This is a genomic window from Chroococcidiopsis sp., assembly GCF_051657925.1.
In the GTDB taxonomy this organism is placed as follows: domain Bacteria; phylum Cyanobacteriota; class Cyanobacteriia; order Cyanobacteriales; family Chroococcidiopsidaceae; genus Chroococcidiopsis.
In genome coordinates this window covers 1-24,817 of the sequence record NZ_JBOFLP010000381.1, presented here as the reverse complement: position 1 = coordinate 24,817, position 24,817 = coordinate 1, and the positions used below count along the sequence as shown (strand labels likewise).

Sequence of the window (24,817 nt, the reverse complement as noted above, 5' to 3'; positions counted from 1 at the left end):
TGACCGATTACCAGTTAATTCCGAATCCCTCGGACTTTCAATTTTCAAAGCAGGTCTAACTATAGGCAAATATTTGCTCTATCACAAGATGGTACAGTTTTGTTCCTTTTTTCTGACCACGCACCACTCACTACGCACTACTCACCACTTATTAATGACAAATGATGCAAATCTGAGTAATTATGTTAATATCTTGTAAAAAAGTTGGCTGCTGCGATACTCAATGGCTAAGGTCTTAGTCCTGAACGCCTCTTACGAGCCGATTAACATCACGAGTTGGCGACGGGCAATTGTATTGCTAATTAAAGGCAAAGCGGAGCAAGTCGAACACAACGGCAAAGTCATTTACGCCGAGTTTCCCTTGCCGACTGTCATCCGCCTGCGTCACTACGTTCGCGTCCCTTACAAAGAAATTCCCCTTACCAGACGTAATATCCTCCATCGAGACAGTCACAGTTGTCAATACTGCGGCTACATCGGGGAGGATTTAACGTTAGATCACGTTCTACCGCGATCGCGTGGCGGGATGGATACTTGGGAAAACATCGTTACTGCGTGCGTCCGCTGCAACGTCAAGAAAGGCAGCCGCACTCCATCTGAGGCACACATGCATCTGCGCCATCCGCCGCGCAAGCCCTACAGCAGCCTCTACTTTGAAGTCACCAAGCATCTCAAGAGCGGTCTGCATGATGAGTGGCAAAAGTATGTCATCGGTCTTTAATCGACCCTGGCTGAATAGTTGCTCTAGAGCTATGATGAGAAATAGAATTTGTATTTCATCCGAGCGCCGGATTGAGTAGCCTAACTGTTGATGCCTAAAATAATTGCAGTAAAAAATTGCACTCACTGTGCGACGAGGCTAATACAGTTTCTCGAGTAATAGTAACATTTTTGACCACAATTTTCGCTTCACACGCATACGATAGTATTTATGCCCTTGAACTCGTTCAAGCAGCTTAATAGTCTGCCTTCCACTCAAAATAGCGAGTCTTCTGTTGAAGAAGTTGAGATAGATATGGGATCTGCGGTTGCAACCCAAGAACCATCTCTCGCTCCCTTGACCGGCGATTCTGGGACTCAACCAGTTGGACGCAACAACAATGGTTCTTCCACCACATCAAAAGTGGAAGCATTGCGGCAAGTTTTAGAGCGACATCAGCACGAACGACATTTAGTCTTATTGCAAGACTTCCCCGACCCCGATGCTCTTTCGTCGGCGTGGGCGTATCAACTCATCGCGCAGCAATATGATTTGCAGTGCGACATCGTTTATGCTGGAACCTTGAGTCATCAAGAAAATATTGCTTTAGTCAAACTAACGGGACTACCAGCGCAGCGCCTGCCAGTTCAAACAGCTAAAAGCAAAGACTTATCTGGTTATAAAGGTTACGTGCTAGTCGATAACCAGGGGACGACAAGTCAACTGCTCTCGCTCGTTTTAGAAGCAGGTTTGCCACTCATATCGGTCATTGACCATCACAGCTTGCAAGGAGAACTCAAGCCAGAGTTTGCCGATATTCGTCCCAACGTCCGCGCTACAGCCACAATTTTGACCCAGTACTTGCAAACAGGGTTACTGGTACTCGATAGTAGCGTCGGACAACACGTCAAATGCGCCACTGCCTTGATGCACGGCTTGCGTTCCGACACCAGCAGCTTGATGCAAGCACAAGAAGAGGATTTTCAGGCAGCAGGCTTTTTGAGTCGATTTTACGATTACCAATTGCTCAAAGCCGTATTGCAGACCAATCGCTCCAAACGGGTGATGGATGTGATCGAGCGATCGCTGAAAAATCGTATAGTTCAAAATAACTTTTCTATTGCAGGTGTGGGATACCTACGTTATGACGACCGCGATGCTATTCCTCAAGCAGCTGATTTTTTAGTCACAGAAGAAAACGTCCACACGGCTGTCGTTTACGGTATCGTTCACGACGAAGATGAAGAACTAGAAGTTGTCATTGGGTCGCTACGTACCACCAAACTCACCTTAGACCCCGACGAATTCCTCAAAGAAGCTTTCGGACAAGACAATCAAGGACGTTTCTTCGGCGGCGGACGTAGCGGCGCGGGTGGCTTTGAAATTCCGATGGGCTTCTTATCTGGCAGTAATGAAATTTCTGCGTACGCCAAAATGAAATGGGAAGTCTTCGACTCTCAAATCAAGCAGAAACTTCAACGACTGGTCAACCCACAAGATAGTCCGATTCAGACCGAGTAGGTAATGGGTAATAGGTAATGGGGAAGCAATTAGTTCACAGCTAACAGAATATCGCCAATTGCTCAACGCTACCAACAGCCAACAATTAACAACTACCAATTACCAATTACCAATTACCAAATTATGGAATTGTATTTAATCCGTCACGGTATTGCTGAAGAAAGAAGTCCCGATGTGGAAGATGAAAAACGAGAATTGACAGCCAAAGGGCGGGAAAAAACCCAACAAGTAGCAAAACGCCTCTACGAACTCGGCTTGCGATTTGAACTAATCTTGACCAGTCCTCTCACCAGAGCAAAGCAAACGGCAGAAATTTTGAAAACTTGTGGATTGAGTTCTCAGATTGAAGAGTCTAGCCACCTGTCTCCAGAAGGAGATTTTCATCTGTGGTTGAGCTGGCTAGAACAAAAGCAAATGCTGGCTACTGATACTCAACTAGCTTTAGTCGGTCACGAACCAGATTTGGGACAATGGGCAGAAATGCTGATTTGGGGAAAACTCAAACAAGAGTCAGCATTTGCTGAAAATTCTCTGGATGATGACTCTGCTGCCCTAGTTCTGAAAAAAGCAGGTATCATTGGTGTTAACTTACCAAAAGTCAATTCTCCTATGGGTCGAAGTCAACTGTTTTGGCTGGCTCCACCGAAGTTTCTGCTCTAGATAGCATATAATTCTGGTAAAACTAACTACACAAGGCAAGTTTTTGGTAAGTTAGCTTGAGTATTGTCTTTTCTATGCAGCCAGTGTAGCTATGTCCGTTTGCGAATTTAGACCAGGTCTAGAAGGCATCCCTGCCGCCCAATCCGGTATCAGCTTTGTCAACGGACAACAAGGGATACTGGAGTATCGCGGCATCCGCATCGAAGAGTTAGCCGAAAAAAGCAACTTTTTAGAAACTGCCTACCTCTTAATTTGGGGCGAACTTCCAACTCAGCAAGAGTTAGAAGAATTCGAGCATGAGGTGAGACATCATCGGCGAATTAAGTATCGCATTCGGGATATGATGAAAAGCTTTCCTGAAAGCGGTCATCCGATGGATGCGCTACAAGCTTCAGCAGCGGCATTAGGCTTGTTCTATTCTAAACGCGACTTAGAGAACCCCGTATACGTTAGAGATGCCGTCGTACGCCTGCTAGCAACCGTACCAACGATGATTGCAGCGTTTCAGTTGATGCGGAATGGCAACGACCCCGTGCGTCCCCATGACGGCTTGGATTACTCCGCAAACTTTCTCTACATGCTCAACGAACGGGAACCAGACCCATTAGCTGCACGGATCTTTGATATCTGTTTGATTCTCCATGCCGAACATACGATGAACGCTTCCACGTTTTCAGCACGGGTAACGGCTTCGACGCTAACCGATCCTTACGCTGTAGTCGCGTCAGCAGTTGGCACTCTCGGCGGACCGCTACATGGAGGAGCCAATGAGGAAGTGATTACGATGCTAGAAGAAATTGGCTCGGTAGAAAATGTCCGTCCTTACTTAGAGGACTGTATGCAGCGCAAAGCTAAGATCATGGGCTTCGGTCATCGAGTCTACAAGGTGAAAGACCCGCGAGCAACCATTTTACAAAAATTGGCAGAGCAGTTATTTGAAAAATTCGGCTACGACAAATACTATGACATCGCCGTAGAGTTAGAACATGCCGTAGCAGAAAAACTAGGCGAGAAAGGCATCTATCCTAACGTTGACTTTTACTCTGGCTTGGTATACAGAAAGATGGGTATCCCTACGGACTTATTTACACCCGTATTTGCGATCGCCCGCGTAGCAGGTTGGCTAGCTCACTGGAAAGAACAGCTCGTCCAAAACCGTATTTATCGCCCCACCCAAGTCTACAACGGTCATCACGATGTCTCCTATACTCCAGTTCATTTGAGACAGTGAATAAAGGGAGCAGGGAGCAGGGAGTAGTTATCAGTGACCAGCGATCGGTGAAGACAGTAGTTATGACTAACCACTCCCACTTCCCACACTTCCCACACTTCCCACACTTCCCACACTTCCCACACCACGCACCACGCAACTACCACTCACCAATTACCTAACTATAGACAAACCTCGAATACAAGTATAAGTACAACTTCTCAAGTACTCTGCTTTGCTGTGAGCCAGCGAACGATATACTAGGCAGTGGAATGTTAAAAAAATCTTCATGAAGAGGAGTAAAGAGTGAGACATGAGTTTAGTGTTTGCACTACTCACTACTCACTACTACGCAGCTAATGTCGCAGAGGTTTCCTCTGCGCCCGCTGCTTCACTACTCACTACTCACTGCTTACTTCTTACCAAGTGCAAAGCATGAATTCAGGAATAGACCTGCAAGGTACTTTTATTGAAACCCTGATGGATTTGGGACTACCAGCAGATGTAGCCAAAGTCATCTGGATGCCACTGCCGATGATTTTAATGATTATTGGCTCGACAGTGGGAGTGTTGGTATGCGTGTGGTTGGAGCGGAAAATTTCCGCTGCTGCGCAACAGCGAATTGGTCCTGAATATATCGGTCCATTTGGTTTACTAGCTCCTGTAGCTGACGGTTTGAAACTGGTCTTCAAGGAAGATGTGGTTCCAGCCAAATCAGATTCGCTACTATTTACCCTCGGACCCATCATTGTTGTCATTCCCGTGTTTCTGTCTTATTTAATCGTGCCGTTCGGACAGAACTTGGTAATTACTAATGTAGGGATGGGAGTTTTCTTATGGATTTCATTGTCGAGCATTCAGCCGATTGGTTTGCTGATGGCAGGCTATTCCTCCAATAACAAATACTCCCTACTCGGAGGCTTACGAGCAGCAGCGCAGTCCATTAGCTACGAAGTTCCGCTTGCCCTATCAGTGCTGGCGGTTGTCATGATGTCTAACAGCCTTAGCACCATCGACATTGTGGAACAGCAATCGGGCTACGGCATTTTGGGCTGGAACGTATGGCGACAGCCGCTTGGTTTTGTCATTTTCTGGATTGCAGCTTTAGCAGAATGCGAACGGATGCCCTTTGACTTACCAGAAGCAGAAGAAGAACTGGTGGCGGGATATCAAACCGAATACGCTGGTATGAAATTCGGTTTGTTCTACTTGGGTTCCTATGTTAACCTCGTCCTTTCTGCCCTGATGGTAGCCGTTTTATACCTCGGTGGTTGGGAATTTCCCATTCCCCTCGATATTCTCGCTGGCTGGGTGGGAGTGAGCAGAGATAGTTCTTGGTTGCAAGTCGTCGATGCATCTTTAGGCATCACTATGACGCTACTCAAAGCTTATTTCCTCGTCTTTATTGCCATCCTACTGCGCTGGACAGTACCCAGAGTAAGGATCGACCAGCTATTAGACTTAGGGTGGAAGTTTTTGCTCCCTGTCAGTCTAGTTAATTTACTTTTGACCGCAGCACTGAAGTTAGCTTTTCCCTTTGCCTTCGGCGGGTAATGGGTAATGGGTAATTGGCGATCGGTTACCAATTACCAACTACCAATTACCAATTGCCTATGACCTTAAAAGAGAGAAACACCACAGTACCATGTTGAAATTTCTCAAGCAAATTGGCGATTATGCCAAAGAATCAGTTCAAGCAGCTCGCTATATCGGTCAAGGGCTAGCAGTAACCTTCGACCACATGCAGCGGCGACCGATTACAGTCCAGTACCCCTACGAAAGACTCATTCCCTCAGAACGCTTTCGCGGCAGAATTCACTTTGAATTTGATAAGTGTATTGCTTGTGAAGTGTGCGTTCGCGTTTGTCCGATTAACCTACCTGTAGTCGATTGGGAATTTGACAAACCATCGAAAAAGAAAAAACTCAACCACTACAGTATTGATTTTGGCGTTTGTATTTTCTGCGGTAACTGCGTGGAATACTGTCCGACAAACTGTCTATCCATGACAGAAGAATACGACCTCTGTACTTACGATCGCCACGAACTCAACTACGATAGCGTAGCTCTAGGTCGCTTACCATATAAAGTTACCCAAGATTCGATGGTTACGCCACTGCGGGAACTCGTTTACTTGCCCAAAGGCGTACTCGAACCGCACGATCTGCCAGCAGATGCTAAACGAGCTGGTATGCTACCAGAAGAAATTGTCAAGCAAGAAGAACAGACTGCTCAGTAGAATTCGTCATTCGTCATTCGTCATTCGTCATTCGTAAAGACAAATGACAAATGACAAGTGACAAATGACAAGTGACAAATGACAAAGGATAAAGAGTTGTGAATATAGCACAAGGGGTACAGATTGTTTCGTTTGGCATCTTAGCAGCGATGATGATTGGGGCAGCCTTGGGAGTGGTGCTGCTGTCCAATATCGTCTACTCTGCTTTTTTATTAGCAGGGGTATTTATCAGTATTGCGGGAATGTACTTGTTGCTGAATGCTGATTTTGTCGCCACGGCTCAGGTGCTGATTTACGTCGGAGCGGTGAACGTACTGATCCTATTCGCGATTATGTTGGTGAACAAGCGCGAGGATTTCGCCCCCCTGCGGAATGCTTGGGTACGCCCGACATTAACTGCGATCGTCAGTTTGGGATTATTCGCGCTGTTAAGTACGATGGTGCTGGCAACGCCTTGGGTATATTCTACTGGCGTGACACCTGGTAATAATTCCATCGTCTCGATTGGACAACATTTCTTCAGCGACTTCTTGCTACCGTTTGAACTGGCTTCAGTTTTGTTATTAATGGCAATGGTAGGGGCGATTATTTTAGCGCGGCGGGAATTTTTGCCAGAACAAACAATTTCGCCTCGTAAAGAACAACCCGTATTGACATTGCCAGAACGTCCGCGCGAACTTATTACCGTGTCGGGCGATCGCACCAGCAATTTAAGTAAAGACAAGCAAGCCAAAGGCAACTCTTAGATTTAGATACTCGCAAGCCAAGAAATAAATGCAACTCCAGTACTTTCTCATTCTCGCCGCCGCCCTATTTTGTATTGGGATCTACGGCTTGATTACCAGTCGCAACGCCATCCGCGTATTGATGTCAATTGAATTGTTACTCAATGCCGTAAATTTAAACTTGATGGCATTTTCTAACTTTTTAGATTCACAAGCAATCAAGGGTCAGGTTTTTACTGTATTTGTCATTACCGTTGCTGCGGCTGAAGCAGCTGTAGGATTAGCAATTGTGTTAGCGATTTACCGTAACCGCGACACAATCGATATGGAGCAATTCAATCTACTAAAGTGGTAGTTGAGTGCAGTTAAAGCAAGTCATCATCGCTCATAAAGCAGGAGATTCCCTCAGTCGCCGTTGGGCAGAAATTTGCGCCCAGCAGTTAGAAGACCGTGGCTGTAGAATACTGATGGGTCCGAGCGGTCCCAAAGACAATCCTTATCCAGTATTTCTTGCCTCAGCCATTGCCCCAATCGACCTAGCGATAGTTCTAGGAGGCGATGGCACGGTACTCACAGCTGCAAGGCACTTAGCTGCTGAGGGAATCCCTATTTTGGCTGTTAATGTGGGTGGGAATTTAGGTTTTTTAACCGAGTCATTTGAGAGTTTTAAAGATTCAGAACAAGTCTGGGATCGGTTGCTGGAGGATAGATACGCGGTTCAGCGGCGGATGATGTTACAAGCGGGACTTTATGAAGGCGATCGCAGCAACGTGGAAAGAGCGAGCGATCGCTTTCTAGCATTAAATGAAATGTGTATAAAACCCGCATCTGCTGACCGCTCGATTACCTCTATTCTAGAAATGGAAATTGACGGGGAAGTGGTCGATCAATATCAGGGTGATGGGTTAATTATTGCGACTCCCACTGGTTCCACAGGCTACACCATTTCCGCCAATGGACCGATCGTTCATGACGGGATGAAAGCAATTACCGTCACTCCCATCTGTCCGATGAGCCTTTCCAGCCGACCGATTGTTTTACCACCTGGTTCCGTCGTCAGCGTGTGGGCTTTGGGCGATTACGAATTGAATACTAAATTATGGATGGATAGCGTTTTAGCAACGGCAATTTGGCCCGGACAGCGAGTCGATATTCAAATGGCAGATTGTGACGCTAAATTTATTATTTTGCGAGAAAATTATTCTTATTACCAAACTTTACGCGAGAAATTACAGTGGGCGGGAGCGAGAATTCAATATACTAATAATCACCGTAACTGATTATTACTCCTCAAATAAAGAGCGCGACAGACCTGATTGTCGAATCATAGATTGCAGAGTACCTACACGTATTTCTGAATAATTTGGTACAGGGATAGTAATTGTTATATTTTCGGTTCGCTTCTGCATAATAATATGACTGCCACGCTGTCGAACTTTGGTAAACCCATACTGTTCTAAAATTCGACAAACTTCTTGGGCAGAAAAAACTTGCAGTCTACCCAATCGTAACCTCCAATCTAGTGATAAATACTTCGCCGTGCAATCGAGTTTCTATTTCAGCAGGATCTGCGGTTTCAAAAAATAATTCTAATGCTTCAACTAAATTATTTCTTGCCTCCTCAACTGTACTACCTTGACTGGCAATATCTAGCTCTGGACACAAAGAAACGTATCCATTTTCTTCCCGTTCAATAATTCCTGTAAACTGCTTTATTTGTTTCATAGATATAGAGCGATCAATAGTAAGGTAGGTAATTGCTTGCCTAACACTCAAATATTAGCGCTCACCCAACTAAAGCTCGGCAAAACGCTCAGATGTCCATCCTAACGCTCAGATGTCCATCCAACCAGATCTGAAACTTGCCCGTCACCAATTTCGACAATTCGCTTAACTCCGTCTCTACGTTCCACTGTATCTATAGAGAAAAACCTACTTTTGATTCTTTTAGCACATTCTTCTAGAAGACTAGGATTTTTTTATCTGAATTAGCAGCAAATACTCTACTATTGATAACAAAGTAATGCTGCTCGAAATCTGATATAAAATCTTCAACTCGTCGTACACAAATTCCACCTTCAATTGTGCCACGGAACTTTTGCATTTCATTCACAACTGTTTTAATATCTGAGGGATTTTCAATATTGAGCCAATTGAAGTTTTGAGAGATTTGACGTAATCTTTAATAAATAAACGTTCCTAGCCTAAACTGTTCAATGGGATAAATCAGTATATCTTCACGAAAACGAAAATGAGTGAAAATCAGCGCTGAGTCGAGCGTGTTGAAAAATTTGTCAGGCTGCAAGGGCGATCGCTCTGCTAAGAGCGGTATAAATAAGCGGTATAAATAATTTATAGAGACGACTTATCATAATACTCAACGGTTGGTTAACGGCTGATTATGAGTTACTGCCTCAACCCTAGTTGCCAGAAGCCTTTGAATCCCAAAGGAACGCCCTTCTGCCACAGTTGCGGCAAAGAAATTCAGCCGCTGCTGCGCTATCGCTATCAGATCGTCCGCCAGTTAGGTAGCGGCGGGTTTGGTAGAACTTTTTTGGCAGAGGATACAGACAAGCTAAATGAACCGTGTGTTGTCAAGCAATTGGTATCGCAATTTCCAGGAACCAAAGCTTGGCAAAAAGCAAATGAGCTGTTTCAGGAAGAGGCACAGCGCCTACAACAGTTGGGGGAACATCCGCAGATTCCTGCGTTATACGCCTACTTTGAACAGGATAACTACCTGTATCTGGTACAGCAGTTGATTGTAGGGCAAACTTTGCAGCAGGAAGTAGAGCAACAAGGGATATTTAGCGAGGAAAAAATTTGGCAACTGTTGAGTGACTTATTGCCAGTACTCCAGTTTATTCACGCTCATCATGTGATTCATCGGGATCTCAAGCCAGAAAACATTATTCGTCGTCAGAGTGACGGTAAACCAGTTCTGATTGATTTTGGCGTTTCCAAGCAATTATCGGCAACGGCGATCGCTAGCCCAGGAACAAGCATCGGCTCCTTTGGTTATGCCTCGCTGGAACAAATGAATATTGGGGATGCCTATCCAGCTAGCGATCTCTACAGTTTAGGCGTAACTTGCTTTTATCTGCTGACCCAGATCCATCCATCTCAACTGTGGACGGAAAAAGGCTACAGCTGGGTGACAGACTGGCGACAATATCTTAAAACGCCAATTAGTCAAAAACTAGAGCGAGTCCTAGACAAGCTGCTGCAAAAGGACTTTCTCCAGCGCTACCAACATGCAGATGAAGTTCTGCGAGACTTCAGCGATCGCATCCAGTTGTCTGTTGACCCAGCGACAATCGAAACCCAACTACCGTCAAGCGAGATTGGTAGCATTAAGGCAGATTCTAACCCTACAGAACAGCCTTCGAGTACGGGAAAGCGACTGCAACTCAAGCGCGATCGCACTCAAGCGCTGCCCACGCTTGTTCCTCTCCAACGGTTTCAGAAGAGACTGCTAGCAGGAGGTATCATCCTGGTATTAGGATTGGTGGGATATGGTTATTGGTATCTCAACCGAATTTCCACGATCGTCGGGCATACTGGGGAAGTTAATACGATTGATTTCAGTCCAGACGGACAGAAGTTTGCTAGTGGTAGCGACGACAAAACGATTAAAATTTGGAATTTTAGCGATCGCCGAGAACTCAACACCCTTAAAGGTCATACCAACTGGGTTTACTCTGTCGCTATTAGCCCAGATAGTCAAACTCTAGTTAGTGGCAGTAAAGATAATACAGTCAAAGTTTGGAACTTGAATACGGGACGGGAACTTCGTAGCCTCAAGGGTCATACTAGCTATGTTGATACCGTTGCCATTAGCCCAGACGGTCAAAAGTTGGCTAGTGGGAGTTATGACAAAACAATTAAAATCTGGAACTTCAAGACAGGAGAGGAACTTCGGACTTTGAGGGGTCATGCTGCTGAAGTTTTGTCCGTTGCTATTAGCCCAGATGGTTTAAAGCTTGCCAGCAGTAGTACAGATAGAACAATCAAAATCTGGAATTTCCATACAGGACAGGAAATTTTCACCCTCAGAGGGCATACAGGCGATGTTAACTCCCTCGCCTTTAGTCCGACTGGTCAAGAACTAGCAAGCGTCAGTGACGATCGCTCGATCAAAATTTGGAATCCCAACACGGGACGAGAAATACGCACCTTGACGGGACATTCAGCTGATGTCAATTTTGTCACCTTCAGCCCAGATGGTCAAAAAATTGCTACGGGCAGCGATGACAAGACTATTCGAGTATGGAACTTGATTACAGGAGAGACACTAGCTACCCTAAGAGGACATTCAGCTCCGGTTTGGTCTGTTGCTTTCAGTCGAGATGGACAGACTCTAGTTAGTGGTAGTGCAGACAAGACAATCGCTTTTTGGCATCTATCGCCGTAATAGGGACGCGGATTTGGTAATCTATTCTTGTCCCTAGAAAGATGCGCAATGGCTCGGCAACCCAAGATAATTGTTGTGGCGAATGGTAAAGGTGGCGTGGGTAAAACCACAACAAGTATGGCTTTGGCAGGAATTCTTGCCGAGCATTACAAAGTCTTAGCGGTCGATGCCGACGTTCAAGGCAGTTTTTCTTGGTGGGTCGATCGTGGCGACCAGAAAATGGGCTTCGATTTGGTACAGGAAACCGACCCCTTACTATTGGGTAGATTGAAGCAGGTGGAGGAATACGAACTCGTCGTCGTCGATACACCACCAGCGCTCAACTCGGAATCGTTGGCAGCAGCGATCGCGGCAGCAGATTATTTATTGTTACCAACGCCGCCAGCACCGATGGATTTAGCTATCCTAGTTGAGACAGTCAGACGTGCAGTCGTACCATCAGGGGTAGCCCATCGCGTCCTTCTAACGCGAGTCGATCCTCGCAGTTGGACGGAAGCGCAAGCAGCTCAAAACACCCTTAAAGAACTCGGTATTCCAGCTTGCAAGACTGTCATCCGCGCCTATAAAGCCCACGAACGGGCAGCTTTGGATGGCGTGCCAATCGTCCAGTGGCGAGGAAAGCACGCAAAAGAGGCACAATTAGATTACCGTAAAGTCGCCGACGAAATGGAGAGGGATTGGAGGAAGTTATGGTGAGAAAAAATCTATCCGATTTATTGAAAGAAGAGGCGCAAAAATCTGCCGAACCGCAGGAGATTACGGTAGAAGCAAAACTTGTTGTGGAGGAACCCACTTCAGAAGAGACAAATTCTGATGCCACGAATCATCGCCGTACCAGTCCCACTAAAGCCGAACTGGAAGCTACAGTGAAAGACATACAAGCAGCACTAGAAGCTGCCCAAACCGAGAATCAGGAGTTGCGATCGCAACTACAAGACAAAAAAGCTTTAGTTGAAAAAGTTGAAAAGTTGCAAGCAGAACTCGACCAAGCCAAAGAAACAATTTTGAAACTAACAGAGACTAACTCTAAATCTAGCTCCAAAACAAACTCTAAATCTAACTCCAAACCTGCTAGTTCTGCCTTAGCTAGACCAGTACAATCCTACACTTTACCTGATATGTCATCATCTGCATTTACAGATAAAGATATTGGTTGGTTTGATTGATTTAAAAAAGGTACTGTTCTAGTAATGTGGGCAATGCCCACCCTACACGCTTTTGTACGGGCGGGTTTAGCAGAGAGATTGACAGCCAAAGTTAAAAATTTTGGGTCAAAACCCGCCCCTACTGTACGGGCGGGTTTAGTAAATAGCATCGATCGCCTTAGTTGGAAATTTTCGCTCGAAACGCGTCTCTACTGATATCCCGCTGCTTGTAGGCGAAATAGATGAGCATAACGTCCTCCTGCCTGCAATAATTCTTTGTGAGTTCCCTGTTCTACCACTTTTCCACCAGATAAAACCATAATTTTGTCCGCCATTCTCACGGTAGAAAAGCGATGAGAGATCAGAATCGCCATCTGATTTTGAGTGAGCGATCGCAAGCGTTCAAAAATTTGAAACTCTGCTTCCGCATCCATAGCCGCTGTGGGTTCGTCTAGAACTAAAATATCGGCTTTATTCCGCATAAAAGCGCGAGACAAAGCTATTTTTTGCCACTGTCCTCCCGATAATTCTTGTCCGCCTCGAAACCATTTACCTAATTGCGTTCCAAAGCTTTCTGGTAATTGTTCGATTACTGGTAGCGCCATTCCTTTATCTGCTGCTACTTGCCACAGTTCTCTGTCTTCAATGCGGGTAACATCACCAACACCAATATTTTCACCTACGGTAAATTGGTAGCGAATAAAGTCCTGAAATATTACCCCAATTCGCCTTTGTAAAACTCCTAGATCCCATGCTTGCAAGTCTAAACCGTCAAGTAAAATTCGCCCTTTATCTGGATTATATAATCGAGTCAATAATTTAATTAAAGTCGTTTTGCCAGAGCCGTTTTCACCAACTATGGCTAATTTTTCTCCGGCTCGAATCCGAAACGAAACATTGTTCAAAGCAAGTTTATTACTACCAGGATAAATAAAGGAAACATTTTCAAATCGAATTCCATCTCCAGGTATTAAACCTTGGGTAGCTTTGCCTTTAGGTAAAGCAATAGGTTGTTCTAAAAACTCGTATAAATTAGATAAATAGAGATTATCTTCATACATTCCGCCAATACTAGTTAAAGTGCTAGAAAAAGTCGTTTGTCCCTGACGAAATACCATTAGATACATCGTCATATCACCCAGCGAAAGTCGCCCCGCGATCGCTTCAACTACAATCCAAGCATAGGCAAGATAAAACGCTGCCGTACTCAACAAACTTAATAAATATCCCCACACACCACGCCGCAAAGTTAAATCTCGATCTTCCCCATATAGCCGATTAAAGATCGAACGGTAACGTTCTAACAACATCGCCCCCAACTGGTATAACTTTACTTCCTTAGCAAAGTCTTCGCGAGCGATCAAAGTTTCTAAATAAGTCTGTTCCCTTGTTTCCGGCGCACGCCACCGAAATAGGCGAAAAGCTTGCCCAGCAAATCGCGTCTCAGCAATAAATGCAGGTACGGCTGACAACAACAATACTATGACTGCCCAGAAAGAAAACTGTAGCAGCAAGCCACCGTAGGTCACAAGAGAAATCGCATTTTGGACAATACTAAACGTGCTACTCACTAAAGACAACGGACGACTAGAAGCTTCTCTTCTCGCCCTAGTCATCTTGTCATAAAATTCCGAATCTTCAAAATGGATGAGATCTAAAGTTAACGCCTTCTGCAAAATTAATAGATTGACTTTTTGTCCCAGCAACACTCGCAACAAAGACTGGGAGATCGTTAATCCTCTCTGACTTCCTGCGAGTAATGCGACTAAAATCGCCTCAATTCCCAAGTAGCCTAGTGTAATCAGGCGATCGCGTTCTAATCCCGACTGATGGGCTAAAACCACACCATCGACAATTAACTTACCCACATAGGCGATCGCAGCTGGGAGTAAACCCGCTACCACAGTCACAATCGCCAAAACAAAGGTTAGGGCGCGACTTGTTTGCCAAACTAATCCTACCGCTCTACCTGTATATTGAAACACCTGCGATCCTTGTTTCAATTGTGTCAGCAGTCTTTGCAGGATGTTTCGTGGCTTTGGCATTTTTGGAGTTGGTAATTATTGGTGGTAGAGGCGCACAGGTGTGCGCCCCTACGAAATGCGATCGCTAATTTTTATGTTCGTAGTATTCAGAAATATGTTCGTAGACGTGTTCTGGAAATTGTAGATCCTTATACACATTACCTGCATCAGGATCGTCAGCATTGGGACAAATAGGAAAATCTTGGTGCTGTTGCCATTCTAATATCCGTTCCCGTTTGGGCGGATTGTAGTCTTTGGCTTGTACCTGGTGGTAGAGGCTGCGTGCTTCTGTTTCACTACAGTCTTTATCTTTAGTCAGGTAGTTAATTAATTCTTCTTCACTCAAAAAATGACGCGCCACCATCGCAAACACCAACCTACCGTAGTGTCCGATATCCTCACCGGCATCTAGGGCATCCAGAAGATGCGCCATCATCCCATTCTTTCGCAATTCTGCCACTGCCATAACTCATCGTTCTCCCGATAACTACTTCTTATATAGTACACACGAACTATATATGTTGTTGGTTGTTGGTTGTTGGTCGCTGTCTTTCGTAAGGGCGGGTTTTAAGGGAAGATTTTTCATTGAGGCTGTTGATTTGTTTGCTAAACCCGCCCCTACGGTTCCTGAAAGGGCGGGTTTTAAGGGAAGATTTTTCATTGAGGCTGTTGATTTGTTTGCTAAACCCGCCCCTACTACAAATTCTGATAACGACACTGGTTACTGGTCACTGGTCACTGTCTTAATTGGGGGTCGCCAGCAAAGATAGGCAAGGGGACCGAGTAATGGAATTAGGGCAATCAGCCAAAATAACTGAGAATTGCTGTAGTATCCGCGCCGCGCCAGGTCATCACCGAGGACTGTGGGGAATAACAAGCAAAATAGACAAAATGCTAAACTCATGCCATTGATAAAGCGATCGCCTAGAAATTGCTGAAGATAATTTCCCCAGTCACCGAAAATAATTCCAAACCCCAATAAACTCAAAGTAAATAAAGTCAGAAATAACCCTGTAATGCGGGAATCTAACACCTGCAAAAAAGTATCTTTCTGCCCTGTAAACTCTTGATTTGCTTCTCGTAAAGCCAAATAAGGAATTAACCCAATTACCCCCGTGCCTGTAGAGGCGATCGCAAAAGGATAAAACGGTAACTTCTGCATTCTGCCATCAAAGAAAAGCACGCAACTGTAGAGAGCAATGCAAACGCCAATTAAAGCAAACAAAGATAAAATAACTGGGTTTACACTTGTCCACTGGAACGTCAATATTTTCATCAACAGATCCAAAGTTTCTTGCCAGTGAATCGGTGGGGCAAGAAACAACACGTAGACGAGAAATCCCGCCCAAATCGTCCATAAAGCAATTTTTCTGTTCATGTCATCACTTGCTGACTCGCTACTGTCGAACTATCTTCTGGTAGAGGCGGACGCACGCACAAATAAACTAAAGAGCCAAATAAAGGAATTAACGCTGTCAGCCAAAAAATTACCGAATTATTCATGCCTCTGCGTGCCATATCATCCCCCAGCAAAGCAGGGAATAAAACACACAATAAGCAAAAATCCAAACTCATAACATGAATAAAACGGCTAGTTTGCCACTGTTGAAAAAAGTCTGTCCAGTCTCCCTTTCCTAAACCGTATGCAACTAACGCGATCGCACCTATACTCAAAACAACACCAGTTAGCCGTGCATCTAATAACTTGAGCAACAGATTTTTCTGACCTGGAAATGTTGGATTCGGTTGACGTAATGCCAAATAAGGCAATAAAGCAAATGCGCCTACACCCATTGATATAGTTGCAAATATCCAAGCAGGGATCTTTTGTCCTCTACCATCAATAAACAGCAAGCAACTATAAATTAGTGGGAAAACTCCCATCAAATTAAATAGGGAGACAATTAGAGGATTAATTCCCGCCCACTTCCCTGTGGAAAGATTTGTAATTAATTCCAGTGTATCTGGTTGGTCGGGGGGCGCGAATACGAAAGCGTAAGTAAGAAATCCTAGCCACAGCAACCAAAATCCAATCTTTCTGCTCATCATCAGCGAAATAAATCTAGTAATATTACATCTGGCAACAGATTCGGGCGAATATAATTCGTGGCTACACAATCGAATTCCACTACGCGGACTGAGAAATTTCAATGCTTTTAAACCTGCGTAGGCAGGTTTTGTCTGTGTAGTCGCGACTTGCAGTCGCCTGGTGCAAGAGCTACTTTCATAAATCTTAAAATTGCTCTCTTTTCCTCGCTTACACCTAAAGGAAGAGTTGTCGGTCATTTAACAGTTATCAGCTCAGTTATCAGCTATCGTTATTCGTTGATTCCAACTTACGACTTACGACTTACAAATTTTCCTCAACATCTTCTCCGCTTGCCTAATAAAGTGACGATTGCGTTTGTGGTGAAAATGTGTAGAACCTTTGACTCACGCAATCATCGTCTCGAAATAATTCCGTGCTTCCTGAGTCTTACCTAGTTGAATCAAAATTCTCGCTAATAGAATATATGCTTCTGGTTGCCCCCAAGTTTTGACATGCTGTTTGAGTTCTAATTGGGCAACTTCAGTATCTTGTAAAGCCGAAAGAGTTTTACAATATGCCAAAAAAGCATCTCCATACTGATAATCTGGTGCTAGCTGTAGAAGTTTTTGAAGATAACTTTTAGCTAGCTCAAATTTTTTATAAAACATCGCTACACTAGCCTATAGTTATGATGCCTAATTTAACTAATAAAATCTAACTTTGTGATGTAGAGAGTATGTTAGAGCGTATTTTAGCGATCGCGCATTAGAATTATTTATATTTTTCCTTGTAGGGTAGGCAGCTCCCACCTTCAGCTCATTTATCTAGAGAGCGTTTGAAACGCACTCTAACAATCGCATATTAGAATTATTTATGGATATAATTGATAAATGACTCGTGAGTTGTTGACTCACTGCGGCATAACATAAAGTGCCAGATTAAGAAGCTTGCTTAAACAAATGCAACATTACTCTGTGGCGATGCTTTAGCTGCAAAAGCTTAGTATAGTTAGGGTTTGATAGATTTAACCAGAACGCTTCAATTTATAAATCTAAAAGCAATTTCATAATTTGAAAAGTGCTTTACTAGCCTTAATAAATCGCTAAATAATTTAATAATGCTTCTATGTGCGAATGCACAAGGACTGAGTTAGTTTTTATTCGCAATAAGTTAGTTTTGTTGCATTTAGCTATTGAATTGCGCTATTAAAACTACACCTTAATACGGTATCTAGTGAATTTAATTACAGTAGTTTCTCTTCGGCTTCATGTCGAGGGAGATTTCGTTTGTCTGTACTGTTTTGCTAATTCAGATTAATAACAACGGATTAGCTAATTGGAGGATTTAGTAAAGTAAATGGCAACTAAATTTCCCAAATTTAGCCAAGATCTCGCACAAGACCCGACCACTCGTCGGATATGGTATGGGATTGCTACCGCCCACGACTTTGAAAGTCACGATGGAATGACTGAAGAAAATCTTTATCAAAAGATTTTTGCTACACACTTCGGTCACATTGCCATCATCTTTCTTTGGGCATCCAGCCTTCTATTCCACGTAGCTTGGCAAGGAAATTTTGAGCAGTGGACAAAAGATCCCCTGCACGTCCGTCCCATTGCCCACGCAATTTGGGACCCTCAATTCGGTAAAGCCGCAGTTGATGCTTTTACCCAAGGTGGGGCAAGCTATCCCGTCGATATTTCCTACTCTGGTGTTTATCACTGGTGGTACACCATCGGGATGCGAACGAATGGCGACCTCTATATGGGTTCGGTGTTCTTACTCTTGCTAGCTTCTGTATTTTTGCTAGCTGGTTGGTTGCACTTACAGCCCAAATTCCGCCCGGGACTTGCCTGGTTTAAGAGTGCGGAGTCTCGCCTGAACCATCACTTAGCGGGATTGTTTGGCGTTAGCTCCTTGGCTTGGACTGGACACCTAGTTCACGTTGCAATTCCCGAGGCTCGCGGACAGCACGTCGGTTGGAATAACTTTCTGACTACACCACCCCATCCAGAAGGTCTAACGCCCTTCTTTACCGGAAAATGGGCGGCTTATGCTGCTAACCCTGACACTGCCAATCACGTATTTGGAACCTCTCAGGGTGCGGGGACGGCTATCTTGACCTTTTTAGGTGGCTTCCACCCTCAAACTCAGTCTTTATGGCTGACGGATATCGCTCACCACCATTTGGCGATCGCGGTATTATTCATTATTGCCGGACACATGTACCGTACCAACTTCGGTATCGGTCACAGCATCAAGGAGATGATGAATGCCAAAACCTTCTTTGGTGTTCCAGTAGAAGGTCCGTTCAATATGCCTCACCAAGGTATTTACGACACCTACAATAACTCTCTCCACTTCCAGCTCGGCTGGCACTTAGCTTGCTTAGGGGTCATCACCTCTCTAGTGGCACAACACATGTATTCCCTGCCTCCCTATGCTTTTATGGCGCAGGACTACACGACCCAGGCAGCGTTATACACGCACCACCAGTACATTGCTGGATTCATCATGCTGGGGGCTTTTGCCCACGGAGCGATCTTCTGGGTACGGGACTACGATCCAGACCAGAATAAGGGCAACGTATTAGAGCGCGTCTTGAAGCATAAAGAGGCGATTATCTCTCACCTGTCTTGGGTCTCGCTATTTTTGGGTTTCCATACTCTAGGGCTTTACGTTCATAACGATGTCGTCGTTGCCTTCGGTACTCCCGAAAAGCAAATTCTGATCGAACCCGTGTTCGCACAGTTCATTCAGGCTTCCCACGGTAAGGTTTTGTACGGCTTCGATACTCTGTTGTCTAACCCAGATAGTATCGCTACAACAGCTTGGCCCAACCACGGGAATGTCTGGTTGCCTGGTTGGTTAGGTGCGATCAATGCTGGTACGAACTCTTTGTTCTTGACGATTGGTCCTGGTGACTTCTTAGTCCACCATGCATTTGCTCTCGCTTTGCATACAACCACGTTGGTATTAGTTAAAGGTGCGTTAGATGCCCGTGGTTCCAAACTGATGCCCGACAAAAAAGACTTCGGCTATGCCTTCCCTTGTGATGGTCCCGGTCGGGGTGGCACTTGCGATATCTCCGCTTGGGACTCCTTCTACCTGGCTGCATTCTGGATGCTAAACACGATTGGGTGGGTGACGTTCTACTGGCACTGGAAGCATCTAGGAATTTGGCAAGGCAACGTAGCTCAGTTCAACGAGTCTTCGACATACCTGATGGGTTGGTTGCGCGATTACCTGTGGCTGTATTCAGCTCAGTTGATTAACGGCTATAACCCATACGGCATGAATAACCTGTCTGTCTGGTCTTGGATGTTCCTATTAGGACACTTAGTATGGGCAACTGGTTTCATGTTCCTGATTTCTTGGCGCGGTTACTGGCAAGAGTTGATCGAAACTTTGGTCTGGGCGCACGAGCGGACACCTCTAGCAAACCTGATTCGCTGGAAAGACAAGCCTGTGGCTCTGTCAATCGTTCAAGCTCGCGTTGTGGGGTTAGCTCACTTTGCGGTTGGCTACGTCCTCACTTATGCTGCTTTCGTAATTGCTTCGACTGCTGGTAAGTTTGGCTAATCGAGCGTAGGGTGGGCATTGCCCACCCTACATAAAATGTCTGTCGATCGCGAACGATCGCATCCCGGCTGGCGTTGTAAAGAAACCGAAAATAACTAGATGAGTTGAGATTTTTTCTTCATAAATGAAGCTACAAAATGAGTTGCTGAGATGGTTCTTATTTCCTAAAACCCTTTTGTAGTTAAGTTTTAGTTTTTGAAAAACAATATGTGAAGTAATAAAACACAAAACGTTTTTTATCTTGTAGTCAGGACAATTTAAATTTTATCAAATCAGATTAAATTGGATTTTGAGTCTGTTAGGATACTTGCCAAAGACAACGACGATCGCTCTTTTGCAGAGGCGATCGCGCCTCTAAAACGAACCATTAACAATGCTATGCAGTTCATAAAAAGTGACAAAACAAAAATCGAAATTAACATGAGTCGGTTATTATTTACACTGGCGATCGCCTTTGTAATTTGGGGCAGTACAATTCCTACGGCTTCTGCGGCTAATAGCACTCTCGTACCTTGTAGCAAATCGCCAGCTTTTCAGGCGCGGATGAAAAATGCTCCTGATACCTATTACTTCAATAAGCCATTTAAGGCTTACGCAAAATACGAACTTTGCGGCACGGATGGTTTACCTCATTTGCCACTCGATCGCTTAGATCGAGCTACTGATGTTTTAGTTCCCATCGGTCTATTTTTGTACGTTGCTGGTTTTATCGGCTGGAGCGGTCGTTCTTATCTCCGTGCCACTAAATCAGCTAGCGACCCCGAAATGAAAGAAATTTTTATCGATTTACCGTTGGCATTGCAGTCTATATCGAAAGCTGTTCTTTGGCCTGTTTTAGCACTGCAAGAGTTCTTGAGTGGTGACTTGACTGCTAGAGATGAAGAAATTCCAATCTCACCACGATAGCCGAATTAGTTAAGTTGAATTAGTTCAAAACTTTGTTCCGCACTATTTGCAATCTCACATTAGGAAAATAGCCATGCAACATGTGTTTAAATATCTCACTCTTGCCCCTGTAATGGCAACTTTTACAATGGTTGCTCTTTCGGTAGTGCTAATTATGTTGCAAATTTGGTTTCCAGGTTTGCAGTATGGCACGTATTTTAAGCCTACTCCTTAATAGTCATTGGTCATTGGTCGTTGGTCATTAGTAGGGTGGAAATTTACTGCCCTACTATAAAAGCAAAATACTATTTGGAAATTTGACCTCTATTCTATTAGGTGTCGAGTTTTTGCTGTGAATGAAATTGCCCGCGACTACAATAAAAATGCCTCTAGGTTAGTAGAGGCAGGATTTAATTTATCACTAAGGAATGATAAATTAAAACCCAGGCAACAAATTTTTCCCTTTCATTTTAGAGTATCAATAAAGAATAGAAAAACATCCAGTTTTGTTACAATTTTAAACACTAATTGGATTGAAAAATACAGATGTTCTTCTATTGAATATTGAGTCTTATTTGGCAATATTTTGAATTGATTTTGCTAGCTAATATAAGTGAAATATATAGTGCTATCTTTAAAAGCTATCGCTTGAATCATAATATCTTGATAAAGCAAAAAATTGAGTTTGATTCGAAGCTAATTATTATGGATGCTATTATTACTAACTCAATCACTTGTAGGCGCTTTTCTGGTAGGGTGGGCATTGCCCACCGTACATTTGAATTTCACGAATCAAACAGGGTTGGTAGTTGCCCCTTGAGTATCGATCGCCAGCGATCGCACTTCAGCATCAATCCCTTGTTGTTGCCAAGCTGTCTGCATTGCCGTTGCTACAGCCGCCGCCTTTGCGGTTTCCGTCAATGCTAGTAAAGTTGGTCCCGCACCACTAATGACCATTCCGTAGGCTCCAGCAGCTAAAGCGGCATTTTGTACGGCTTCATAACCTGCAATCAATCTTTGACGGTATGGTTGATGCAGTCGATCTTGCAAAGCTGCACCGATCCATTCTCCATTACTTGTTGCTAAACCCCGCAGTAGTAGTCCTAAATGTGCTGTATTAAAAATTGCATCGGCGCGACTCACCTGAGTTGGTAAAACCCATCGCGCTTCAGATGTCGATAGCTCAAAATCAGGAATTGCAACTATAGGTACTATATTTTCTTGCCACGGGATATCGCAAATTTGCCAATTTGACTTGCTGTCGCTAGCTGCTAGCCGACAGCCACCTAGCAAGGCTGGTACGACATTATCAGGATGTCCTTCCATTGCGATCGCTAAATTCATCACCTCAGCTTGACTTAAAGGCGTACCTGCTAATTGATTTGCACCTACCAAACCACCAACGATTGCAGTAGCCGAACTCCCCAAACCCCGCGCCAAAGGTACGCCTAATTCAATTTCAATTACTACTGCTGGCGGCGATTGCTTAATGTGTTGATACAGTCTCAAAAAAGCCTGGTACAGTAAATTACTCTCATCTGTCTTAACTTTGGCGGCTTCTGTACCTGTAACTGTTATGCTCAGTTTGCCTACTTCCAAGCGGGAAAACTTGAACCGATTGTATAAAGTTAATGCTGCACCAATACAATCAAACCCTGGTCCTAGATTTGCCGTGGTAGCAGGAACGGTGACGGTAATATGAGATTCGGACATTGAAATAATTTACTCTTGATGCCCTTAGAGGAGGGTGTGTACTAGAAATAGTTAACAGTTAGAGGCATTGATGTTCAAAATTGCTGACTTTTCTAAACTTAGTCGCGTATCCATCAAAGCGCTACGTCTCTATGACGAAATGGGGCTTTTAAAACCAACCCAGGTAGACCAGTTTACCAGCTATCGCTACTACTATGCTAGCCAATTACCTAGATTAAATCGGATTTTGGCTCTGAAAGATTTAGGCTTTTCCTTACTGAAATTTAATTCCCAGTCGCAAAAATTGCTGTTAGCTAATTCGAGTGCCATTTTCTACAGGTAAGTTTGGTTCTAGTAAAACTACCCCTTGATTATTAGGAACTGCCCCTAATATTAAGACTTCCGACTTAACGCCTGCTACTCTTTTCGCTGGGAAGTTAACGACAGCAATAATTTGCTTGCCGATGAGTTCGGCTTTTGAATAGTTATCAGTAATCTGTGCCGAACTCATTTTTTGTCCCAACTCACCAAAGTCTATTGTCAATATATAAGCAGGGTTTCGCGCTTTCAAGTTATCTTCAACAGCAATAATTGTCCCAACTCGCATATCGACTTTGAGAAAGTCATCAAAAGAAATTTCTGCGATCGCTGAATCATCAAAGTTCATAAACTCAATTCACAGAATAAATTTTTGTAGCGTGCCTTGTTAACGCGCCTTTCCATATGCGATCGCATTTACGTCATTAAAATTAGTCGTATTGGATCTAGCCTAATATACCAGGGAAACGATCGCCCTTTCAGAATCTCCCACTTTTCCTTAAAAACTTCTGCTTGCAGGTGATAATCGCTAGAGTGGGTTGGCTGTTAGTACAACTTGAGATATACAGTCATACGATGGGGAGTTTCGCTAGTTTGAGCTAAAAAACAAGGAAAAGTATTTTCTCGGTTTGATTCAGTCGTAAAAATAATTTGATGGGCGCGAATTCCTACATATTTTAATTTTCCATAACTCAGAAATTTTGACAAACTCGATAAGCTTCTTCTAAATTATGACTGACAAATAGAGTTACACCTTGATAATTAGACAGAGTTGATGGGGATAACGATTAGCACAACCATGTAGTTGCATTAATACAAGTTGAGTTTCTACGACTTGGATAATTTGTTTTTTTGGCGTAGCTTTCGGTAAACCAAAGGCAATATTTTGTCCTACTGTTAGGTGAGGAAATAAAGCGTAGTTCTGAAAAAGAAAACCAATTTTGCGATCGCGTGTGGACAGATTAATTTTGCGTTGAGAATCAAACAGATCGCGCGATCGCCAGAACAAGGGATTGTTATTAATGGTTGGCGATTGGGAGTTGGCGATCGACAATTGCAACTTGTGGCTTACGACTTGTAACGTGTTGTGCAAGTGCGCCGAGGCTGACGAAGATCGCGATGAGGGTAACGATCGCCCCTAGTACGGGAATGGCTGTCAGCAGAACAAATCCTAATACACCAATCCCCAGTGCTACTAATTGTCGTATTGGGGGTTGTATGGGACTACTAGGTTGTAATTTTTGCAATAGCCAGCTTCCGGCTAATAAGCTCAAGACAATCTGCGGCACAAAACTGGCAAAAGCGATAAAGCTGACTGCAAGAGCAAGATTAGCAACTATTCCCAATCCCAAGACTGGTGGAACGAGACTAGGTAGAGCGATCGCCAAAAGAATAGTAAGTATAACAGTTACAGTGGCGATCGCAATCGTACCTACTCCAACTGCCACAAATGCTAGTATCCCCCAACCTAAATTCGATAACGGTTTAGCTTGGACTCTTGCCGCTAAATTTTGCGTCCACGTGGGGACAAATCGCAGCAATAACCAACCAACGAAGAGTAAAGCCAATAGGCGCTGAATCTGCCAAATCACTTCCCTAACTGGATTTGATGTAGGTGCAATTTGATGTTGTTCTAATGCTTCTCCTACAACTCCACCCGCAATCTTTGCTCT

General features: G+C 44.1%; 29 protein-coding genes and 3 pseudogenes. 19 read left to right on the top strand and 13 right to left on the bottom strand.

Going from position 1 to position 24,817, the window contains the following annotated elements:
• From ACRC32_RS30605 to ACRC32_RS30555, 11 genes are all read left to right on the top strand, one after another.
• Window positions 1-199 (top strand): hypothetical protein (locus ACRC32_RS30605; RefSeq protein ID WP_438557508.1); only part of this gene is annotated, 199 nt, incomplete at its 5' end.
• Window positions 200-223: 24 nt separating this feature from the next.
• Window positions 224-721: an HNH endonuclease gene (locus tag ACRC32_RS30600; protein ID WP_015154299.1), complete on the top strand. Its 498-nt coding sequence runs from the start codon at window positions 224-226 to the stop codon at window positions 719-721.
• 210 nt (window positions 722-931) lie between these two features.
• Window positions 932-2,221 (top strand): DHH family phosphoesterase, encoded by a 1,290-nt coding sequence (locus ACRC32_RS30595; RefSeq protein WP_438557507.1) that lies wholly within the window; start codon window positions 932-934, stop codon window positions 2,219-2,221.
• 123 nt (window positions 2,222-2,344) lie between these two features.
• Window positions 2,345-2,881, top strand: a complete 537-nt coding sequence (sixA, locus tag ACRC32_RS30590) for a phosphohistidine phosphatase SixA (protein ID WP_438557506.1) — start codon at window positions 2,345-2,347, stop codon at window positions 2,879-2,881.
• A 91-nt stretch (window positions 2,882-2,972) separates the two neighbouring features.
• Window positions 2,973-4,112: a citrate synthase gene (locus tag ACRC32_RS30585; protein ID WP_438557505.1), complete on the top strand. Its 1,140-nt coding sequence runs from the start codon at window positions 2,973-2,975 to the stop codon at window positions 4,110-4,112.
• Window positions 4,109-4,273, top strand: coding sequence for a hypothetical protein (locus tag ACRC32_RS30580; protein WP_438557504.1), 165 nt, complete (start codon window positions 4,109-4,111; stop codon window positions 4,271-4,273). Before ACRC32_RS30585 ends, ACRC32_RS30580 begins: the two co-directional genes overlap by 4 nt.
• Window positions 4,274-4,526: 253 nt before the next feature.
• The gene (gene nuoH, locus ACRC32_RS30575) at window positions 4,527-5,645 is read left to right on the top strand and encodes an NADH-quinone oxidoreductase subunit NuoH (RefSeq protein ID WP_039716709.1); all 1,119 of its coding nucleotides are present in this window, start codon (window positions 4,527-4,529) and stop codon (window positions 5,643-5,645) included.
• A 91-nt stretch (window positions 5,646-5,736) separates the two neighbouring features.
• Window positions 5,737-6,330 (top strand): NAD(P)H-quinone oxidoreductase subunit I, encoded by a 594-nt coding sequence (ndhI, locus tag ACRC32_RS30570; protein WP_438557503.1) that lies wholly within the window; start codon window positions 5,737-5,739, stop codon window positions 6,328-6,330.
• Window positions 6,331-6,428: 98 nt separating this feature from the next.
• Window positions 6,429-7,076: an NADH-quinone oxidoreductase subunit J gene (locus tag ACRC32_RS30565; protein WP_039716711.1), complete on the top strand. Its 648-nt coding sequence runs from the start codon at window positions 6,429-6,431 to the stop codon at window positions 7,074-7,076.
• A 28-nt stretch (window positions 7,077-7,104) separates the two neighbouring features.
• On the top strand, window positions 7,105-7,410 hold the full coding sequence (gene nuoK / locus ACRC32_RS30560; protein ID WP_015154291.1) for an NADH-quinone oxidoreductase subunit NuoK: 306 nt from the start codon (window positions 7,105-7,107) through the stop codon (window positions 7,408-7,410).
• A 4-nt stretch (window positions 7,411-7,414) separates the two neighbouring features.
• Window positions 7,415-8,335, top strand: a complete 921-nt coding sequence (locus ACRC32_RS30555) for an NAD(+) kinase (RefSeq protein WP_438557502.1) — start codon at window positions 7,415-7,417, stop codon at window positions 8,333-8,335.
• A 3-nt stretch (window positions 8,336-8,338) separates the two neighbouring features.
• Here ACRC32_RS30555 and ACRC32_RS30550 read toward each other — a convergent pair whose 3' ends face one another.
• The 3 genes from ACRC32_RS30550 to ACRC32_RS30540 all read right to left on the bottom strand — a co-directional run bounded on the left by ACRC32_RS30550 (window position 8,339) and on the right by ACRC32_RS30540 (window position 8,968).
• Window positions 8,339-8,560, bottom strand: a complete 222-nt coding sequence (locus ACRC32_RS30550; RefSeq protein WP_438557501.1) for a type II toxin-antitoxin system HicA family toxin — start codon at window positions 8,558-8,560, stop codon at window positions 8,339-8,341.
• Window positions 8,553-8,780 carry a type II toxin-antitoxin system HicB family antitoxin gene (locus tag ACRC32_RS30545; protein WP_438557500.1) on the bottom strand — a complete coding sequence of 76 codons (228 nt, stop codon included), beginning with the start codon at window positions 8,778-8,780 and terminating at the stop codon, window positions 8,553-8,555. The genes ACRC32_RS30550 and ACRC32_RS30545 overlap by 8 nt, the downstream gene beginning before the upstream one ends.
• Window positions 8,781-8,881: 101 nt before the next feature.
• Entirely contained in the window at window positions 8,882-8,968 is an 87-nt protein-coding gene (locus ACRC32_RS30540) for a hypothetical protein (protein ID WP_438557510.1), read from the bottom strand.
• A gap of 488 nt (window positions 8,969-9,456) precedes the next feature.
• Here ACRC32_RS30540 and ACRC32_RS30535 point away from each other — a divergent pair, with 488 nt between their 5' ends.
• The 4 genes from ACRC32_RS30535 to ACRC32_RS30520 are packed head-to-tail and all read left to right on the top strand — an operon-like array spanning window position 9,457 to window position 12,830.
• On the top strand, window positions 9,457-11,469 hold the full coding sequence (locus ACRC32_RS30535; protein ID WP_438557499.1) for a protein kinase domain-containing protein: 2,013 nt from the start codon (window positions 9,457-9,459) through the stop codon (window positions 11,467-11,469).
• Between the two features lie 48 nt (window positions 11,470-11,517).
• Window positions 11,518-12,165: a ParA family protein gene (locus ACRC32_RS30530; RefSeq protein ID WP_438557498.1), complete on the top strand. Its 648-nt coding sequence runs from the start codon at window positions 11,518-11,520 to the stop codon at window positions 12,163-12,165.
• Window positions 12,159-12,635, top strand: a complete 477-nt coding sequence (locus tag ACRC32_RS30525; RefSeq protein ID WP_438557497.1) for a hypothetical protein — start codon at window positions 12,159-12,161, stop codon at window positions 12,633-12,635. The genes ACRC32_RS30530 and ACRC32_RS30525 overlap by 7 nt, the downstream gene beginning before the upstream one ends.
• Window positions 12,636-12,659: 24 nt before the next feature.
• A complete protein-coding gene (locus tag ACRC32_RS30520) occupies window positions 12,660-12,830 on the top strand; it encodes a hypothetical protein (protein WP_438557496.1) in 171 nt (56 codons plus the stop codon).
• On the opposite strand, the gene ACRC32_RS30515 is transcribed toward ACRC32_RS30520, so the two are convergent.
• The 6 genes from ACRC32_RS30515 to ACRC32_RS30490 form a co-directional block, all read right to left on the bottom strand.
• Window positions 12,824-14,659 (bottom strand): ABC transporter ATP-binding protein, encoded by a 1,836-nt coding sequence (locus ACRC32_RS30515; protein ID WP_438557495.1) that lies wholly within the window; start codon window positions 14,657-14,659, stop codon window positions 12,824-12,826. The genes ACRC32_RS30520 and ACRC32_RS30515 overlap by 7 nt on opposite strands.
• A 64-nt stretch (window positions 14,660-14,723) precedes the next feature.
• Window positions 14,724-15,104, bottom strand: coding sequence for a hypothetical protein (locus ACRC32_RS30510; RefSeq protein ID WP_106167036.1), 381 nt, complete (start codon window positions 15,102-15,104; stop codon window positions 14,724-14,726).
• Window positions 15,105-15,125: 21 nt separating this feature from the next.
• The gene (locus ACRC32_RS30505; RefSeq protein WP_438557494.1) at window positions 15,126-15,356 is read right to left on the bottom strand and encodes a hypothetical protein; all 231 of its coding nucleotides are present in this window, start codon (window positions 15,354-15,356) and stop codon (window positions 15,126-15,128) included.
• Window positions 15,357-15,359: 3 nt separating this feature from the next.
• The gene (locus tag ACRC32_RS30500; protein WP_438557493.1) at window positions 15,360-16,016 is read right to left on the bottom strand and encodes a hypothetical protein; all 657 of its coding nucleotides are present in this window, start codon (window positions 16,014-16,016) and stop codon (window positions 15,360-15,362) included.
• Window positions 16,013-16,684, bottom strand: a complete 672-nt coding sequence (locus ACRC32_RS30495; protein WP_438557509.1) for a DUF2834 domain-containing protein — start codon at window positions 16,682-16,684, stop codon at window positions 16,013-16,015. The genes ACRC32_RS30500 and ACRC32_RS30495 overlap by 4 nt, the downstream gene beginning before the upstream one ends.
• Before the next feature lie 387 nt (window positions 16,685-17,071).
• Window positions 17,072-17,335 (bottom strand): hypothetical protein, encoded by a 264-nt coding sequence (locus ACRC32_RS30490; protein ID WP_438557492.1) that lies wholly within the window; start codon window positions 17,333-17,335, stop codon window positions 17,072-17,074.
• 688 nt (window positions 17,336-18,023) lie between these two features.
• On the opposite strand from ACRC32_RS30490, the gene psaB reads away from it, so the two are divergent.
• From psaB to ACRC32_RS30475, 3 genes are all read left to right on the top strand, one after another.
• Entirely contained in the window at window positions 18,024-20,249 is a 2,226-nt protein-coding gene (gene psaB / locus ACRC32_RS30485) for a photosystem I core protein PsaB (RefSeq protein ID WP_438557491.1), read from the top strand.
• Window positions 20,250-20,531: 282 nt separating this feature from the next.
• A complete protein-coding gene (locus ACRC32_RS30480) occupies window positions 20,532-21,155 on the top strand; it encodes a Photosystem I reaction center subunit III (protein ID WP_438557490.1) in 624 nt (207 codons plus the stop codon).
• A 73-nt stretch (window positions 21,156-21,228) separates the two neighbouring features.
• The gene (locus ACRC32_RS30475) at window positions 21,229-21,369 is read left to right on the top strand and encodes a photosystem I reaction center subunit IX (RefSeq protein WP_015154278.1); all 141 of its coding nucleotides are present in this window, start codon (window positions 21,229-21,231) and stop codon (window positions 21,367-21,369) included.
• 557 nt (window positions 21,370-21,926) lie between these two features.
• Here ACRC32_RS30475 and thrB read toward each other — a convergent pair.
• A complete protein-coding gene (thrB, locus tag ACRC32_RS30470) occupies window positions 21,927-22,847 on the bottom strand; it encodes a homoserine kinase (RefSeq protein ID WP_438557489.1) in 921 nt (306 codons plus the stop codon).
• 70 nt (window positions 22,848-22,917) lie between these two features.
• Between thrB and ACRC32_RS30465 the strand changes: the two are divergent.
• Window positions 22,918-23,136 (top strand): annotated as a pseudogene (locus ACRC32_RS30465) (MerR family transcriptional regulator); the annotation flags it as partial.
• On the opposite strand, the gene ACRC32_RS30460 reads toward ACRC32_RS30465, so the two are convergent.
• From ACRC32_RS30460 to ACRC32_RS30450, 3 genes and pseudogenes are all read right to left on the bottom strand, one after another.
• Window positions 23,137-23,493 carry a tRNA-binding protein gene (locus ACRC32_RS30460; RefSeq protein ID WP_438557488.1) on the bottom strand — a complete coding sequence of 119 codons (357 nt, stop codon included), beginning with the start codon at window positions 23,491-23,493 and terminating at the stop codon, window positions 23,137-23,139.
• A gap of 68 nt (window positions 23,494-23,561) precedes the next feature.
• Window positions 23,562-24,192, bottom strand: a pseudogene (locus ACRC32_RS30455) (molybdate ABC transporter permease subunit); the annotation flags it as partial.
• Window positions 24,164-24,817: pseudogene (locus ACRC32_RS30450) on the bottom strand (hypothetical protein); the annotation flags it as partial. The pseudogenes ACRC32_RS30450 and ACRC32_RS30455, both read right to left, overlap by 29 nt.